Annotated in this window: 16 protein-coding genes; 9 read left to right on the top strand and 7 right to left on the bottom strand. The window is 61.8% G+C overall.

The genetic code is table 11. From position 1 onward, the window contains the following. Nucleotides 1-49: 49 nt before the first annotated feature. From WNE31_RS11770 to trxB, 3 genes are all read right to left on the bottom strand, one after another. Nucleotides 50-2,128: a bifunctional sulfate adenylyltransferase/adenylylsulfate kinase gene (locus WNE31_RS11770; protein WP_349979974.1), complete on the bottom strand. Its 2,079-nt coding sequence runs from the start codon at nucleotides 2,126-2,128 to the stop codon at nucleotides 50-52. Nucleotides 2,129-2,263: 135 nt separating this feature from the next. After that, nucleotides 2,264-3,940, bottom strand: coding sequence for an adenylate/guanylate cyclase domain-containing protein (locus WNE31_RS11765; protein ID WP_349979973.1), 1,677 nt, complete (start codon nucleotides 3,938-3,940; stop codon nucleotides 2,264-2,266). Nucleotides 3,941-4,066: 126 nt separating this feature from the next. Further along, a complete protein-coding gene (trxB, locus tag WNE31_RS11760) occupies nucleotides 4,067-5,008 on the bottom strand; it encodes a thioredoxin-disulfide reductase (protein ID WP_349979972.1) in 942 nt (313 codons plus the stop codon). A 214-nt stretch (nucleotides 5,009-5,222) separates the two neighbouring features. Between trxB and WNE31_RS11755 the strand changes: the two genes are divergently transcribed. Further along, nucleotides 5,223-5,723, top strand: coding sequence for an Lrp/AsnC family transcriptional regulator (locus WNE31_RS11755; protein ID WP_349980145.1), 501 nt, complete (start codon nucleotides 5,223-5,225; stop codon nucleotides 5,721-5,723). Between the two features lie 80 nt (nucleotides 5,724-5,803). On the opposite strand, the gene WNE31_RS11750 is transcribed toward WNE31_RS11755, so the two are convergent. From WNE31_RS11750 to lgt, 4 genes are all read right to left on the bottom strand, one after another. Further along, nucleotides 5,804-5,944, bottom strand: a complete 141-nt coding sequence (locus WNE31_RS11750) for a hypothetical protein (protein ID WP_349979971.1) — start codon at nucleotides 5,942-5,944, stop codon at nucleotides 5,804-5,806. A 143-nt stretch (nucleotides 5,945-6,087) separates the two neighbouring features. Beyond that, on the bottom strand, nucleotides 6,088-6,846 hold the full coding sequence (gene pgeF / locus WNE31_RS11745; RefSeq protein WP_349979970.1) for a peptidoglycan editing factor PgeF: 759 nt from the start codon (nucleotides 6,844-6,846) through the stop codon (nucleotides 6,088-6,090). Beyond that, nucleotides 6,843-7,904: a class I SAM-dependent methyltransferase gene (locus WNE31_RS11740; protein WP_349979969.1), complete on the bottom strand. Its 1,062-nt coding sequence runs from the start codon at nucleotides 7,902-7,904 to the stop codon at nucleotides 6,843-6,845. Before WNE31_RS11740 ends, pgeF begins: the two co-directional genes overlap by 4 nt. Next, nucleotides 7,897-8,784 (bottom strand): prolipoprotein diacylglyceryl transferase, encoded by an 888-nt coding sequence (lgt, locus tag WNE31_RS11735; RefSeq protein ID WP_349979968.1) that lies wholly within the window; start codon nucleotides 8,782-8,784, stop codon nucleotides 7,897-7,899. The genes WNE31_RS11740 and lgt overlap by 8 nt, the downstream gene beginning before the upstream one ends. 117 nt (nucleotides 8,785-8,901) lie before the next feature. Here lgt and WNE31_RS11730 point away from each other — a divergent pair, with 117 nt between their 5' ends. From WNE31_RS11730 to WNE31_RS11695, 8 genes are all read left to right on the top strand, one after another. Next, nucleotides 8,902-9,141 (top strand): accessory factor UbiK family protein, encoded by a 240-nt coding sequence (locus WNE31_RS11730; protein WP_349979967.1) that lies wholly within the window; start codon nucleotides 8,902-8,904, stop codon nucleotides 9,139-9,141. Nucleotides 9,142-9,230: 89 nt separating this feature from the next. After that, nucleotides 9,231-9,944: an ABC transporter ATP-binding protein gene (locus WNE31_RS11725; RefSeq protein ID WP_349979966.1), complete on the top strand. Its 714-nt coding sequence runs from the start codon at nucleotides 9,231-9,233 to the stop codon at nucleotides 9,942-9,944. A gap of 4 nt (nucleotides 9,945-9,948) precedes the next feature. Then, the gene (locus tag WNE31_RS11720; protein ID WP_349979965.1) at nucleotides 9,949-12,312 is read left to right on the top strand and encodes an ABC transporter permease; all 2,364 of its coding nucleotides are present in this window, start codon (nucleotides 9,949-9,951) and stop codon (nucleotides 12,310-12,312) included. Between the two features lie 6 nt (nucleotides 12,313-12,318). Continuing rightward, on the top strand, nucleotides 12,319-13,539 hold the full coding sequence (locus WNE31_RS11715; protein ID WP_349979964.1) for an efflux RND transporter periplasmic adaptor subunit: 1,221 nt from the start codon (nucleotides 12,319-12,321) through the stop codon (nucleotides 13,537-13,539). Nucleotides 13,540-13,770: 231 nt separating this feature from the next. Then, complete coding sequence (locus tag WNE31_RS11710; protein WP_349979963.1) at nucleotides 13,771-14,271, top strand: type III secretion system chaperone family protein; 501 nt, start codon at nucleotides 13,771-13,773, stop codon at nucleotides 14,269-14,271. A 30-nt stretch (nucleotides 14,272-14,301) separates the two neighbouring features. After that, entirely contained in the window at nucleotides 14,302-15,117 is an 816-nt protein-coding gene (gene proC / locus WNE31_RS11705; protein ID WP_349979962.1) for a pyrroline-5-carboxylate reductase, read from the top strand. Continuing rightward, the gene (locus WNE31_RS11700) at nucleotides 15,110-15,448 is read left to right on the top strand and encodes a tRNA-binding protein (protein ID WP_349979961.1); all 339 of its coding nucleotides are present in this window, start codon (nucleotides 15,110-15,112) and stop codon (nucleotides 15,446-15,448) included. Before proC ends, WNE31_RS11700 begins: the two co-directional genes overlap by 8 nt. Continuing rightward, complete coding sequence (locus tag WNE31_RS11695) at nucleotides 15,445-16,407, top strand: 2-hydroxyacid dehydrogenase (RefSeq protein ID WP_349979960.1); 963 nt, start codon at nucleotides 15,445-15,447, stop codon at nucleotides 16,405-16,407. Before WNE31_RS11700 ends, WNE31_RS11695 begins: the two co-directional genes overlap by 4 nt. Nucleotides 16,408-16,412 lie beyond the last annotated feature (5 nt).

The following is a 16,412-nucleotide window of genomic DNA, read 5'->3' as shown; positions in this document are numbered from 1 at the left end:
AAAAAGGCCGCCCCGAGAGGCGGCCTTTCGTATTTCTTGAACCGGCAGCTTACTGAGCCGCGATCAGGCCCATGCTTTCCAGCTTCAGGATGACCTGATGTGCACAGTTGTCGACGTCGACATTTTCGGTCTCGACGCTCAGCTCGGGGTTGACCGGAACGTCATAGGGGTCCGAGATGCCGGTGAATTCCTTGATCTTGCCTTCGCGGGCCAGCTTGTAGAGACCCTTGCGATCACGGCGTTCACATTCCTCGATCGAGGTGGCCACGTGCACTTCGACAAAGGCGCCGAACTGTTCGATGTCTTCACGTACCGCGCGGCGGGTGGTGGCATAGGGCGCGATGGGTGCACAGATGGCGATCCCGCCGTTTTTGGTGATTTCCGAAGCCACGTAACCGATGCGACGGATGTTCAGGTCGCGGTGCTCTTTCGAGAAGCCGAGTTCCGACGACAGGTTCTTGCGGACGAGGTCGCCGTCAAGCAGGGTGACCGGACGGCCGCCCATTTCCATCAGTTTCACCATCAGAGCGTTTGCAATGGTCGATTTGCCCGAGCCCGAGAAGCCGGTGAAGAACACGGTGAACCCCTGCTTGGAACGCGGCGGCTTGGTGCGGCGCAGTTCTTTCACAACTTCGGGGAACGAGAACCACTCGGGGATCTCGAGGCCTTCGGCCAGACGGCGGCGCAGTTCGGTGCCCGAGATGTTGAGGATGGTGACGTTGTCCTTGTCCTCGATCTCGTCGGCGGGTTCGTACTGGGCGCGTTCCTGCACATAGACCATGTGTTTGAAGTCGACCATTTCGATGCCCATTTCATCGGCGTGGGCGCGGAACAGGTCCTGTGCGTCATAGGGGCCGTAGAAATCTTCGCCGGCCGAGTTCTTGCCGGGGCCTGCGTGGTCGCGGCCGATGATGATGTGGGTACAGCCGTGGTTCTTGCGGATCAGGCCGTGCCAGACCGCTTCGCGCGGGCCTGCCATACGCATGGCAAGGTTCAGGAGCGACATGGTCGTGGTCGAGGCCGGATATTTGTCGAGAACGGCTTCGTAGCAGCGCACGCGGGTGAAGTGATCGACGTCGCCCGGTTTGGTCAGACCCACAACGGGGTGGATCAGCAGGTTGGCCTGCGCTTCTTTCGCGGCGCGGAAGGTCAGTTCCTGGTGCGCGCGGTGCAGCGGGTTGCGGGTTTGGAACGCAACAACCTTGCGCCAGCCCAGCTTGCGGAAATAGGCGCGCAGTTCGTTCGGGGTGTCGCGACGGGCGCGGAAGTCATAGTGCACGGGCTGCTGGATACCGGTGACGGGACCGCCCAGATAAACCTTGCCCGCGGTGTTGTGCAGATAGTTGACGGCGGGGTGCGCGTCGTCGTCGGCGCCAAAGACCTTTTCGGCTTCGCGCGCCTTGTTCGGCACCCAGTTGTCGGTCACGGTCATGGTGGCAAGGATCACGCCTTCCTGATCGCGCAGGGCAATGTCCTGACCCGGCTCGATCGAGGCCGCGAACTCTTCCGAAACGTCGAGGTTGATCGGCATCGGCCACAGCGACCCGTCGGTCAGGCGCATGTTCTCGACAACGCTGTCATAGTCGGCTTCGGTCAGGAAACCCTTGAGCGGGTTGAAACCGCCGTTCATCAGCAGTTCGAGGTCGCAGATCTGGCGCGGGGTCAGGTCCCAGCTGACGAGGTCGGCAGCTTCGACTTTCAGTTTCTGGGCGCTCTCGTAGGAGACGTACAGCTCGGGGATGGGAGCCAGGTTGTTTTCCATGGGATGGGTCCTGTGTTTGATAGGAGAAAGGCCACTTGCCGTGCCTGTGAGTTCCGCGTGCAAAGCGTTGTAATCTGCAAGCTTGCGGGCAAGGAATTGATCTGTGAGCCGCACTTTTTCTGCCGCACCGCGCGATGTCAGAGTATAGGCAAAGCGCTGTCGTTTATCCGGACCTGATCTTTCGGTAATCGAGATCAGCCCGGTTTCCGCCGTGGTGCGTAGTAAGGTGTTCAACCGACCCAGCGAAATGTTCAATGCCGCTGCGGTGGTCCGCTGCGATGCATCCGGCGCCAAATCCAGTTGGCGCAGAAGACGGAAGAGCAGGTCTTCCTCATCGGCAGAAGGTTTCGTAATCGCAGACGACATAATCAATCGACTCAAAGTGTGTTCACGGGTGAACGCATTACATGACCAAAAGATCAGAGGAAAGCTTTTTCATGGGCGGAAGGCGGAAAGCTGCCTGCGTTGCATCGCCGCAACGTCTCGGGCGATGTGGGCCGGTCAGGCGTTGTGATCCCGCAGGAGGGTCGCAATTGTGCTCGCCTTGGTCACAGGCAGGGCCGCGACCGGGTGCCGGACACCGCGCAGATCGAGGCTGGCCAGATCCAGCGTTTCGGTGTCGATGCCAGCGGCCTGCAAGAGGTCTTCTGACACCAGCGCCTCGACCCCAAGCCGTTTGGTTTCGGCCTCAAGGCGGCTTGCAGTGTTGACCGTGGCCCCGATGATGGTGCGGGGCGCGTTGTCGGCGGCCCCGATTTCGCCCAGCACCAACTCGCCCAGATGCAGCCCCATGCCGATGGCGACCGAGTCCGCGCGTTCCGCCTTGAGCGCCTTGTTGAAGGTCTCAAGCGCAGAGCCGATCCCGGCGGCGGCTTCAAGGGCTGCGCGCGCCGAGGCTTGAGCCGAGTTCCGTTCGAACACGGCCAGAAGCCCGTCGCCGAGATACTTGTCCACCGTCCCGCCCGCGCCGGTGATTGAGGGCACGACGGCATCGAAGAACCGGTTCAGAAGGAATACCACATCATAGGGCAATTGCCCCGTCGTGCGGGCGGTAAAGCCGCGCATGTCAAGGAACAGGATGGCCAGCTTGCGCTCCTGTCCAAGGCTTTCATGTTGTCGTGCGCGGCGTCCGTCCGGGCGGAAGACGCGCATGACAGTGGCGGGTTCGGTGGGTCGGATCTGGCAGGCCAGCCGCGCATTGGGCGGCGCGTTCACCGCCCTGAGGGCGGCCTGTTCCTCGGGCGAGGGCGGGTGCAGAAGATCGCTGCCGTCTTCAATGATGACGCGGCAGGTGGTACAGCGCCCACGCCCCCCGCAAAGCGCCATATGCGGCACGCCTGATGCGCGCGACATTTCAAGAAGGGTCATGCCCTTGCGCCCGGTGATCTCGGGGCCGTCCACGAACTGGATCTTCAGGGACCTGCGCGTCATGCCCCAACGGCGAAATGCCATGATCACGGCCACCAGCGCAAGGATCCCCCAATAGACCGAGAGCCCGTTTCCGGTGATGGTGTCCATTGCGGCAAAACTGTCGCGCGAGGGCCAGTTGTAAAGCTCCGCAAGGGTGCCAAAGCTGTCGGGGTCCTGCAGCCTTGCCCTTTGGGCCCGGCCCTGAACCATGAAACCCGCCAGCGCAAAGGCGGGCACAAGCGCGGCGAGGCCGATCAGCACGGGCGTGGCGCGCTGCCACCAATCGCGCCCGCGCAGCCAGTAATGCAGCCCGATACAGGCGTGGATCCAGACTATCAAAAGCAGGATCGCCTGATTGCGCCCCGAGGACGTGTCCCAGATCAGCCCTGTGATATAGCCCATCCTGTCATTCACGCCGAATTGCTGAAACGCGACGCGGGTGTGCACGATATGTACGAACAGCAGAAAGGGGATCAGGATGCCTAGAACAACCTGCGTTGCCTCCCACACCGGCATGCGTAGCGTGCGCCGACGCGCGACCCGTTCCAGCGCCAGCGCGGCATGAACCAGAAACGCCGCATAGAGCACGATCCCGCCCACAAAGCTGCGTGTGACTGCCTTGCGCCAGTCCTGTGCCTGCTCCATCAGGTCCAGCGAAAACAGGCCAAGCCCGACATTGAGGAAGTGCAAAAGGACATAGACGAACAGGACCAGCCCCGAGGCGATCCGGGCTTTCGTTGTCCAACGCCCTTGCCACAAGCTGTTCATGCGCGGGTCTCCTTCGTGTGTCGAAAGTGACCGTCGAAGCGCGCAGGGTCAAGGCACCGGCGTTGTGCGCAGATACAAAGCGGATATGAAAAGGCCCGGCGGGATGGTCGGGCCCGTGGTTCGGGCTTAGTCCTGTTCGGCGAGGAAGCGTTCCGCATCCAGCGCCGCCATGCAGCCCATCCCTGCCGAGGTCACGGCCTGACGGTACTTGTGGTCGGTCAGGTCGCCCGCGGCAAAGACACCGGGCACCGAGGTTTCGGTGGTGCCGGGTTTCACGCTGACATAGCCGCCATTGTGCATCTCCAGCGTGTCCTTGACCAACTCGTTCGCGGGCGCGTGCCCGATGGCCACGAAAACACCCTTGCAGGGGATTTCGGTGATCTCGCCGGTCTTGACGTTCTTGGCTTTCACGCCTTCGACACCCAGCGGCATGTCGGTGCCGATGACCTCTTCCAGTTCGTGGAACCAAAGCGGTTCGATCTTGGGGTTCTTGAACAGGCGGTCCTGAAGGATTTTCTCGGCGCGCAGCTCGTCGCGGCGGTGGATCAGCGTGACCTTCGAGGCAAAGTTGGTCAGGAACAGCGCCTCTTCCACGGCGGTGTTGCCGCCGCCGATCACGACGATTTCCTGTCCGCGGTAGAAAAAGCCGTCACAGGTGGCGCAGGCCGAAACGCCGAAGCCCTTGAATTTCTCTTCCGATGGCAGGCCCAGCCACTTGGCGCGCGCGCCGGTGGCGAGGATAACCGCATCGGCCACATATTCCGTACCGCTGTCGCCCTTGGCGCGGAAGGGGCGTTCGGACAGGTCAAGGTCGGTGATGATGTCGCCGATGATTTCGCAGCCCATGGCCTTGGCGTGCGCTTCCATGCGCACCATCAGGTCGGGGCCCTGGACCTCGGTGTCACCGGGCCAGTTTTCAACTTCGGTGGTGGTGGTCAGCTGTCCGCCGGGTTCGATCCCCTGAACCAGAACCGGTTCAAGCATGGCACGGCTGGCATAAACGGCGGCGGTATATCCGGCCGGGCCGGAGCCGATGATCAGAACCTTGGTTTTCTTCGAGTCGGCCATGGGGCACCTTTCCAGTTGCAGAATTGCGTCAGGCAGGGGATATAGCCATCCCTGCGGTCCGGGAAAACCCCGATCCTCCGCAAAAGAACATCTGCCCAAATCCTGCGCATTGCCCGAAATAGGTGCAAAATGATCTTGCGCTAACGCGAAACATTATTGCGCGTGCTCAGGTGGGTGCTATAAGAACCGCAAAATTCACATGGAAAGACTCAGTATGCCCGGCACCCGGCTTGATCCGATTGATCGCAAAATCCTGGCGGAACTCCAGGCCGACGGTCGCATGACCAATGTCGAACTGGCCAAACGCGTTGGCATTTCCGCACCGCCCTGTCTGCGCCGCGTGAGAACGCTGGAAGAGGCGGGGTTCATTCGTGGCTATCACGCCGATGTCGATTCGCGCGAGCTGGGCTTCGAGGTGCAGGTCTTTGCCATGGTCGGGCTGGTCAGCCAGGCCGAGGCCGATCTCAGCGCCTTTGAAGAACGCTGCCGCAACTGGTCGCTGGTGCGCGAGTGCCACATGCTGAATGGCGAGGTGGACTTTATCCTGAAATGCGTCGCACCCGACCTGTCGACCTTTCAGCGGTTCCTGACCGAGGATCTTTTGAAGGCGGACAACGTGGCCAGTGTGAAAACCTCGCTCGTGATCCGCTGTGCCAAAGACGAACCCGGTGTGCCCTTTGACGTTCTGGAAGAGCGCCTGAACCGCGACGCCTGATTCTTCAGACATCCCCAAAAAGCAACAAGGCCGCCCCAAGTGAGGCGGCCTTGTTTGCATTTCAATCCGTGAACGGCGCGTCAGGCTGCGTTCTTGAGGGTCGATGCCTTGCGCTTGGCGATGAAGGCCTTGCGACGTGCGCCACGTTCCCACGGCATTGCCGGTACATCCGATTTCGCGCCTGCAACCACCGATTTGATAAAGCGAGTTTTCCCAGCCATTTGTTTTCTCCTATCTGCGTGTTCGTGTTTTTGTGAACACTCTGTTTCCTGCCTTGACCCTAATCTCGCCCTGAATTGGGGCAGAGATGGGGCAGGAAAGGTCTAGTTTTAGGAAATTGCTGGATTGTTTTTGGGGCAGCGGGTCATAGGCGGATCGTCGAGATCAGGCGTCCATAGTCTGCTTCGTTGGCGTGAGTGGCCCTGCGGTATGAATAGAACCGGTCGGGATCCGAATAGGTACAGTGCCGGATCCATTCCGCATGACCAATGCCTGCGCTGCGCATTCGGTGAAGTCCGTAAGAGGGCAGGTCGAACAGCATCCGGTCGCCAGTACCGCCGCTGAAAAAACGGGTATTGTCCGGATCCGAGGCGACAAACATCTCGAAAAACTCGGGGCCAACCTCGTAGGCGGTCTGGCTGATTGACGGGCCGATCACCGCGACCGTGTTGGCCCGGCTGGCGCCCAAACCTTCCATCGCGTCCAGCGTGGCCTCGAGAATGCCATCCAGCGCGCCGCGCCAGCCCGCATGGGCCGCGCCGACAACGCCGGTTTTTTCGTCCGCGAACAGCACCGGCTGGCAATCCGCCGTCAGGATGGCCAGCACGACGCCGGGGGTGTTTGACACCATCGCGTCGGCCTTGGGGCGGTTGGCGGGCAGCGGGCCGTCGACCACCACCACATCGGGGGAATGCACCTGATGCACCGTCGCAAGATGCGCGATCGGGGCGCCCATCGCCTCGGCCACGCGTTCGCGGTTGATTCGCACGACCTCGGTCTGGTCGGAACTGCCGGTGCCGCAATTCAGCCCCTCGAACACGCCCGAGGACGCGCCGCCCTTGCGGGTGAAAAAGCCGTGCCGAATGGGGGCCAAAGCGTCAGAGGTCAGGATCTCAAGGGTCATGTTTCGCATCCGGGAGGTGGCGCTGCATGCTTGGGAAAGAGCGCCAGAACTTTGAACAGGTTTCCCATTTCCTGCGGATGCGTCAAGCGCCGATGTGCGGCGATATGGGTTGTCAGCGTGTCGCCCTGCATCCGCGCGGCAAGGGCCTGCGCCCGCTGTGTAATGCCAAGACGTTCGAGGAAAACGCCCTGCGGTGTCAGTCTGCTGTGGGCGGACGGGGTCGCCGTGGCCAGCACTTCGAAATCCACATGGGCGGTCAGGTCGGCCTGACCCGGTGCCGTCAGCGGATCGGCGGTTTCATGCCGCGACAGGGCCTGAAGCGTGTCGCCAAGTGAGCGCCAGTCGCCATAGTCGATCAACAGGGCCGCGCCGCTGTTTTCCGCGATCCGCGCCCCCAGCGCCTTCACGATCGGGGCGGCCAGCGGGCAGTGTTCCACAAGGTCACCTTCGCGCGTATCTCCCAGCCGCGCAGCCAGCGCCGGTTGCGGTGCAGGGGCGCCTAGACCCCAGACCAGCCCGCCGTCCCTGGCCCCGATCAGCCGTTCGCACCACATCTCGCCGCTGCGGACAAACTGGCGGATCGGCAAGGCATCGAAAAATTCGTTTGCCACGGCAAAGACGGGCAAATCGTTCGGCAGGGTGTCGATGCGGTCATGCCAGACGGGCGCGTCCCCCAAGAGGGCGCGTTGTTTCTGTTGTAGGGTGGGCGATGCTTCGACCAGATGCACGCGGGCCGCGTCCGCGAATCCCGGCACAGCGCGAGTTGCGCGCAGGATGTCGGCCATCAGGGTGCCACGCCCCGGGCCCAGTTCTGCCAGCACAAAGGCGCCGGGCTGGCCCTGATCCATCCAGCTTTGGGCGAGGGACAGCCCGATCATTTCACCGAACATCTGCGAAATCTCGGGCGCGGTGGTGAAATCGCCCGCAGTACCCAGCGGGTCTCGGGTGCTGTAATATCCGTATGCAGGGTGAAACAGACATTCCGCCATATAGTCGGACAGGCGCATCGGCCCATGCTGGGCGATATGACCCAGAAGATGCGTCTTCAGATCAGCCATTGCGGCGGGCCTGCCGGATCAGCCAGACGCCGCCAAGGATCATTGGCAGCGATAGGATTTGCCCCATGGTCAGCCCCACGCCCCCGACATGCAGTGCAAGGCCCAGCGGGTTGCCGTCGGTCACGAAATGCGCGTCCGGTTGGCGGACAAATTCCACCACAAACCGTGCAAGCCCGTAGCCGGCAAAAAACACGCCCGACACCACCCCTGGCGTGGCCAGAGCGTTGCGCCGGAACACCAGCCACAACAACGCCCCCCCGAGCAGCGCGCCTTCCAGCAGTGCCTCGTAGAGTTGCGATGGATGGCGCGCACATAACAGGCTAAGGGTCTGGCCACAGTCCTGCGCGGCATAACCGGGAAAGATCACGCCCCACGGCAGATCGGTGGGACGGCCCCAAAGCTCGGCGTTGATGAAGTTGGCTATCCGCCCCAGCAGCAGCCCTGCAGGCGTGCCAAGTGCCATGGCATCGGCAATCTGAAGGCGGGGAATCCCATGTTTCTTCGAAAACAGCCACGCGGCAAGAACAACCCCCAGAAGACCGCCGTGAAAGGACATGCCACCTTCCCAGACGCGCAGGATCTCCATCGGGTTCTGAGCGTAATAGGCGCCTTTGTAAAACACCACATAGCCCAGCCGTCCGCCTAGCACGACGCCAAGGATCACCCAGGTCAACAGGTCTTCAAGCTGTTGCGGTGTCATGGGCGCGCCCCTGTCGCCCCAAAGTGCCGGACGTTTCAGCGTGGCGACCACAAGCCGCCAGCCTATCAGGATGCCGACGATATAAGCCAGCGCATACCAGCGCAGGGCCAGTTCCATACCGAACAGGGTGACAGTGAAGATTTCAGGAGAAACCTCGGGGAATGGGATCATCGCGCGCATGGGCAAGTCATGCCCCCCTGAAACGGGGGAAGTCAACCGCCCTGCGCGGAACTCTACCATTGTGCCTGACGCGGTTGCACCCCATATAAGGGGAAATGCCATTTGCCGGAGAGACCCATGCAAAGCCGTAACAAGATCATGGACGATTTTTCGCAACTTATGACCAACGCCATGGGCGTGGCACAGGGTGCCAAGGACGAGGCGGAAAACGCGATGAAGTCGATGATGGACCGCTGGCTCGCGGACCGCGATTTCGTCACGCGCGAGGAATTTGATGCCGTGCGCGCCATGGCCCAGAAAGCGCGCGAGGAAAACGAGGCGCTCAAGGCCCGCATCGAGGCGCTTGAAAACAAATAATTGCAAAGGGGCGACGACGCCCCTTTTTTATTTCTTTGTCGATCAGGTGACCGCGTTGTGCCGGGCGTTTGCGCACACCGTTTAAGACTATGTCAGAGACTGAACATACTTTCACCACGCGGGGTCTGACCAAGGTGTACGGGTCAGGCGAAGCTGCGGTACACGCGCTGCGCGGGGTGGATCTCGAAATTCCGAAGGGCGAGATCGTGGTGCTGCTCGGGCCGTCGGGGTCGGGGAAGTCGACGCTTTTGAACATTGTCGGCGGGTTGGATCGCGCGACCGACGGAGAGGCGTTTTTCGAAGGCCAGAACCTGACGGCGATGTCCGACCGCGACCTGACGCGCTATCGCCGCGATCATGTCGGGTTCGTTTTCCAGTTCTATAACCTGATGCCCTCGCTCACCGCGCGTGAAAACGTCGAGCTGGTCACCGAGATCGCCGAAGACCCGATGGACGCGTCCGAGGCGCTGCGGCTGGTGGGCCTGACCGAGCGTATGGACCATTTCCCGGCACAGATGTCGGGGGGCGAACAGCAGCGCGTGGCAATCGCGCGGGCTATCGCCAAGAAGCCCACGGTGCTGTTTTGTGACGAACCCACGGGCGCGCTGGACTCGGCCACGGGGCGGGCGGTGCTGCATGTGTTGAATGACGTGAATGCCAAGCTGGGTGCCACCGTGATGATCGTCACCCACGCGGCGGCGACGGCGGGCATGGCGCATAGAGTCATCCATTTTGCCGACGGGGCCATTCGCAGCGTGGAAACCAACGCCCACCGCCTGAGCCCGGACGAGATCAAATGGTGACGTCATGAGTCCGCTGAACCGCAAGTTGCTGCGCGATCTTTGGCGGATCAAGGGGCAGGCGGGGGCGATTGCGCTGGTGGTGGCCGTCGGGGTCAGCCTTCTGGTGATGATGGCCGGGATGCTGAGTTCCCTGAAAGAAACGCGGGCGGCCTATTACGAACGCTATCGCCTGTCGGATGTGGTCGCTCCGGTCACGCGCGCCCCGCTCAGCTTGCTGGAACGTCTGGCCCAGATTCCCGGTGTGGCAGCAGTTGAAGGGCGCATTTTTGGCGGGGCCTTGGTTGATATGCCGGGACAGGCCATCCCCATCCGGGCCAGCGCCGTGTCGCTGCCCACGCACCGCGCGCCCCGTTTGAACGACCTCTACCTGAAACAGGGTCGGATGCTGGTGCCCGGGCGCACCGAAGAAGTCATCGTGCTGGACAGTTTTGCCAAGGCCCATGACCTCATGCTGGGTGACACGCTGACCGCGACCATGAACGGCGCGCGGCGCAGCTTTCGGATCGTGGGGTTTGCGATGGCGCCCGAGTTTCTGTTCACCACGGCACCCGGCGAATTTGTGCCCGATGATGCGCGCTTTGCCGTGCTTTGGATGAATGAAGATGCGCTGGCTGCGGCCTTCGACCTGAAGGGTGCGTTCAACGAGGCGTTGTTGTCCGTTGAGCGCGGTGCCATGCCCGAGGCGGTGTTGGATGCGGTGGATGCCATCGTCGACCGCTATGGCGGGCAGGGGGCCTATCTGCGCGAGGACCATATGTCCGACCGGTTTATCTCGGAAGAGATCAGCGGGTTGCAGGCGACTTCGGTCGTGGTGCCGCCGATCTTTATGGGGGTGGCGGCGTTTCTGCTGAACATCGTGATCACGCGCATGGTGCAGGCCGAGCGCGAACAGATCGGGTTGATCAAGGCTTTTGGGTATTCGGATTTCGAGGTCGGGTTCCATTACTTCAAAATGGTGCTGGTGATTGCGGTAGCGGGGGCCGCCTTTGGCTGTGTGCTGGGTCTGTGGGGTGGACGGGCGATGGCCGGGGTCTATCAGACGGTTTACCATTTCCCGTTTCTGGTCTTTCAAATCTCGCCCGCGTCTTTCGTGACCGGCGTCGGGGTGTCGGTGCTGGCGGCGTCGGCGGGAGGGCTGTTCGTTTTGCGGCGGGTGTTCCGATTGACCCCGGCGGTGGCCATGCGTCCCCCGGCGCCGATGGATTTTTCCCGCTCGGGCGCGCTGAACCAGCGGCTGAAATCCTGGCTGGATCAACCCAGCCGCATGGTGATCCGGCGGGTCATGCGCAATCCGGGGCGGATTTTCGGGGCGGTTCTTGGCGTGGCGGTTGGAATGGGGCTGTCTTCGGCGCAGCTGTCGATCATGCTGGGGTTCGATGAAACGCTGGATTTGACCTTTGGCGTGATTGACCGCTCTGATGTCTCGGTCAGCTTCTTTGAGCCTATGCCCGCCGCTGCCGTCAATGCCATGAAACACCTGCCCGGCGTGGTCGAGGTTGAGCCGACCCGCGCGGTCGGGGCCGTCTTGCGCAACGGGTTGCACAGCTATCGCGGGTCGGTGACGGGATTGACGCCGGGCGCCAGCCTGAGCCGCGCGGTGGACAACGACATGAACGACATTCCCATGCCCGAAACGGGGATCGTGCTGGCAAAGGCGCTGGCCGATATCCTGGAGATCGGGCCGGGCGACATGCTTGAGATCGAGGTGCTTGAGGGGCGTCGCCCCGTCTTGCAGGTGCCGGTGGCGTCAATCGCCGAGACGCTGCTGGGGGCGCCGGCCTTCATGCATATGCAAAGCCTCAATCACGAGATGCGTGAATGGGGGCGGGTGTCGGTGGTCTATCTGCGAGTCGATAGCGCCCAGTTGCCCGCGCTGTATGCCGAGCTCAAGGCGATGCCCTCGGTCGCCGGTGTGACCCAGCGCGAGGACGCACGTGCCGCCATGCAGAAACTGATGGACACAGGCGCTGGCGCGATGCGCTATGTCATGGCTGCGATTGCGGGGATCATCACCTTTGGTATTGTCTACAACGCTGCGCGCATTGCCTATGGCGAACAGGCCCGCGATCTGGCCAGTTTACGGGTGATCGGGTTCACGCGGGCCGAGACCGCCTTTGTGTTGCTGGGCGAACTGGCCATCGTGATCCTGTTGGCGCTGCCTTTGGGGGTGGGGATTGGCTATGCCCTGTCTTTCCTGATCGCGGCGGGGTTCAGTACGGATCTTTACCAGATTCCGACAACGTTCCGGCCCGATGCCTTTGGCACAGCGACCGCAGCGGTGGTGCTGGCGGCGCTGGTTTCGGGATGGCTGGTGCGGCGTGACATCGATAAGGTCGACCTTGTCGCCACATTGAAAACAAGAGAGTAAAGGCAGATGGCACAGAAATCTTCGCGACGTATCCTGACCCTTGGGGCGGCCCTTCTGGTGGCGGCGGGGCTTGCGGCGGCGTTCTGGCCGCAGCCGATTCTGGTGGACATGGGGCAGGTGTCGCGGGGCGATATGATGGTGACCGTCGATGAAGAGGCCCGCACCCAGGTCAAAGACCCACATGTCGTGTCTACCCCCATTGCGGGCCATCTGTTGCGTGTAGATCTGTTTCCCGGCGATCCGGTGGTCAAAGGCGAAACGGTGGTGGCGCGGATGCAGCCGACCAATCCTTCGGCGCTTGACGTGCGGACCCGCGAGCAGGCGCGCGCGGCCATTGCGGCGGCCGAGGCGGCCCTGCGGGTGGCGCAGGCGGATTTGAACAAGGCCATCGCCGACCGCGATCTTGCCGGGTCCGATCTCGAACGTGCCCGCAAGCTGTTCGAGCAGGACGCGGTGGCCGAGGCGGCACTGGATCGCGCCGAAAGCCATTGGCGCACGGTTCAGGCCACGGTCGATACCGCGCGCGCGGCGATCTCGATGCGGATTGCCAATCTCAACAATGCCCGCGCCAACCTGATCAGTTTTGAGACCAATGGCCATATCACCAGCAACACCGCTGATCCCATCAACCTGCCCGCCCCTATTTCCGGCGTGGTGCTGCGTGTGATCCAGCAAAGCGAAACGATCCTGCCGGCGGGGGCGCCCATTCTGGAGATCGGGGACACTGCGTCCGACCTCGAAATCGTGGTCGAGCTGTTGTCGTCCGATGCAGTCAAGGTTGCGGTGGGCGACCGTGTGCTGATTTCGAACTGGGGCGGTGAGGGCGATCTCTATGGCGTGGTGGCGCGGGTCGATCCCTGGGGGTTCACCAAGTATTCGGCGCTGGGCGTCGAGGAGCAGCGGGTCAATGCGATCATCCGGTTTACCGACCCGCCCGAGCAGCGCGCCTCGCTGGGGCATGGGTTCCGGGTCGAGACCCGCATCGTGGTCTGGGAAGGGCAGGATGTGCTGCGCGTGCCGTCAAGCGCGTTGTTCCGCACGCCTGACGGGTGGTCGGTGTTCGTGGTCGAGGAGGGCGTTGCGGTCCGCAAGCCTGTATCGGTCGGGCGCAACAATGGCCTGTTCGCGCAGGTGTTGGACGGGGTGGAAGGGGGGCAGATCGTGGTGCTTTACCCCTCGGCAAACCTGAGTGATGGCAGCAAAGTGGCACCCCGCACCACGCCCTAATCTAAGCTTTGTCAGCGACGACCCGCCTGTTTGACTGTGACGGTTTCTTGTGCCTTTGCCCAAGTAATCCACAACTTATTGCGTTATCCACAAATATTTTGCTTTACAGACCTGCCTTGGCACAGCACCATATCTAGTAAGGGGCACTGGTTTTGCCGCAGCCCCTAGAGCAGGCACCAAGCGTTAGGGGAGCTGCCAATCCTCTGCCGCAATAGCAAAAGAGGTGGGGCCATGGCATTATCAGAGCAGTTTCTCGAAGAAGACATTCACCCGATCGACATTGTCGAACATATCGCGGAATACCACGATTGGAGTTTCGACCGGATCGCCGATGACCAGATCGCCATGGCGGTTGAAGGACAGTGGCGGACCTACTCGATCACCCTTGCCTGGTCGGCCTATGACGAAACCCTGCGGCTGGTCTGTTCCTTCGAGATGGAACCCCCCGAGGACAAGATCGCGGTTTTGCACGAAACGCTGAATGCCATCAACGACCAGTGCTGGGCGGGGGCATTTACTTTCTGGAAGCCGCAGCAGTTGATGATCTATCGCTACGGCCTTGTGCTGTCCGGCGGGCAAGTCGCCAGCCCCGATCAGATCGACACCATGATCCGCCTTGCCGTGGGCAGTGCCGAACGGTTCTACCCAGCGATCCAGCTTGTGGTATGGGGCGACAGGAAAGTGGACGACGCGATGCAGGTCGCCATTGCAGAGGCCTACGGTCGCGCGTAACACTTCCCCCAAAGACAATCGGGGGTTTACATGGATATGAAGGTCATTGCAGAGCGCGGGCTTGTTCTTCTGGGATGCGGAAGAATGGGATCTGCGATGCTGGCAGGTTGGCTCAAAGACGGGCTGCCCGAGCAATCCGTATGGGTTCAGGATCCGTATCCGAGCGACTGGGTGCAGGGCAGCGGCGTCAACGTCAATGCCGATCTGCCTGCCGCGCCCGCGATTGTGCTGATTGCCGTCAAGCCGCAGATGATGGCAGAAGCCCTGCCCGCGTTACAGGCCATGGGCAACGGGACGACCCTGTTCCTGTCGGTGGCGGCCGGGATCAGCATCAAGCAATACGAAACCATTCTGGGGCAGGATACGCCCATCATACGTGCGATGCCGAACACGCCGGCCGCAGTCGGGCGCGGGATCACGGCGATGGTCGGGAATGCAAAGGTGGACGCGGATCAGATGGCATTGGCAGAGGCGCTGTTGACTGCTGTGGGACAGGTTGTCCGGCTCGACAACGAGGGCCAGATCGATGCCGTCACCGGCGTCAGCGGATCGGGCCCGGCCTATGTGTTTCACCTGATCGAAACGCTTGCGGCTGCAGGCGAGGCGCAAGGGCTGAAACCAGAGCTTGCCATGGCCTTGGCCAAGGCGACGGTGGCCGGGGCGGGCGCACTGGCGGAACAGGCCGAAGAAACCCCGACCAAGCTGCGCGAAAATGTCACCAGCCCGAACGGTACGACGCAGGCGGGGTTGCATGTTCTGATGGACCCCGAGGGCGGTTTGCCCGACCTGATCCGGCGCACGGTGGACGCCGCCGTTGCCAGATCGCGGGAGTTGGCCGATGGATGAGATTGATTTTGACGATTTTCTCAAGGTGGATATCCGCGTCGGCACTGTTGTCGATGCACAACCCTATCCCGAGGCCCGCAAGCCCGCGATCAAGCTGTGGGTCGACTTCGGGGAAGAGCTGGGCGTGCGCAAAAGCTCGGCCCAGATTACAAAGCATTACACGCCGGAAAGCCTGATCGGAAAACAGGTGATGGCTGTTGTCAATTTCCCCCCCCGCCAGATCGGACGGTTCATGTCCGAAATCCTGGTTCTGGGGCTACCTGATGAAAACAACGATATTGTTCTAATCGGACCGGACAAGGATGTTCCGGCCGGAGGGAGGATGCATTGAAAACGTTATATATCACGCGCCCGCTACCTGAAGAGGTTCTGGCATCCGCGCGTGACGTGTTTGATACAAGTGTACGCCAGAGCAACCTTCCCCTGAACGACCATGACCTGCGCTGGGTTCTGGAAGAGTTCGACCTTGTTTTGCCGACACTGGGCGACATTTTTTCGGCCGGTGTCTTTGCGGACGTACCGCAGCCAAAGTGCAAGCTGCTCGCGAATTTCGGGGTGGGGTATAACCACATCGACATCGACGCAGCTACGCGGGCAGGTGTGCTGGTGTCGAACACGCCCGGCGCGGTGACCGATGCAACCGCCGATATCGCGGTGATGCTCATGTTGATGAGCGCGCGCCGCGCCGCCGAGGGAGAACGTCTGGTGCGCTCTGGTCTGTGGGAGGGCTGGCATCCGACCCAGATGTTGGGCATGCATGTATCGCGCAAGACGGTCGGCATCATCGGCATGGGCCGGATCGGGCAGGCCATCGCCCAGAGGTGTTTTTATGGGTTCGGGATGCGGGTGCGGTATTTCAGTCGCTCGCCGAAACTGATGGAGTTCGACGCCCGCCGCTTAGAGAGCCTGACCGACATGGCACGCGAAGTGGATGTTCTGATCGCCTGTGTGCCCGGCGGGCCCGAAACGCGCCATCTTGTGAATGCGGGTGTGTTCGATGCAATGCAGCGCCATGCCCATTTCATCAATGTCTCGCGCGGCGACGTTGTCGACGAAAGGGCACTGATCGAAGCGTTGCGCGACAAGCGGATCGGGGGTGCCGGGCTTGATGTCTATGAACAGGAACCGCATGTGCCCGAGGCGCTGCGGTCGCTCAACAACGTAACGCTGTTGCCGCATCTTGGGACGGCCGCCACCGAAGTGCGCACCAATATGGGCATGATGGCGGTCGAGAACCTTAAGGCTTATGCCGATGGCCGACCGCTTCCTAATGGGGTGAATGCGGTGTGAGGCTG

This window comes from Shimia fortis (assembly GCF_040225985.1).
GTDB lineage: Bacteria > Pseudomonadota > Alphaproteobacteria > Rhodobacterales > Rhodobacteraceae > Shimia.
The sequence above is the reverse complement of the archived record's forward strand: the minus strand, read 5'-3'. Positions and strand labels throughout refer to the sequence as shown.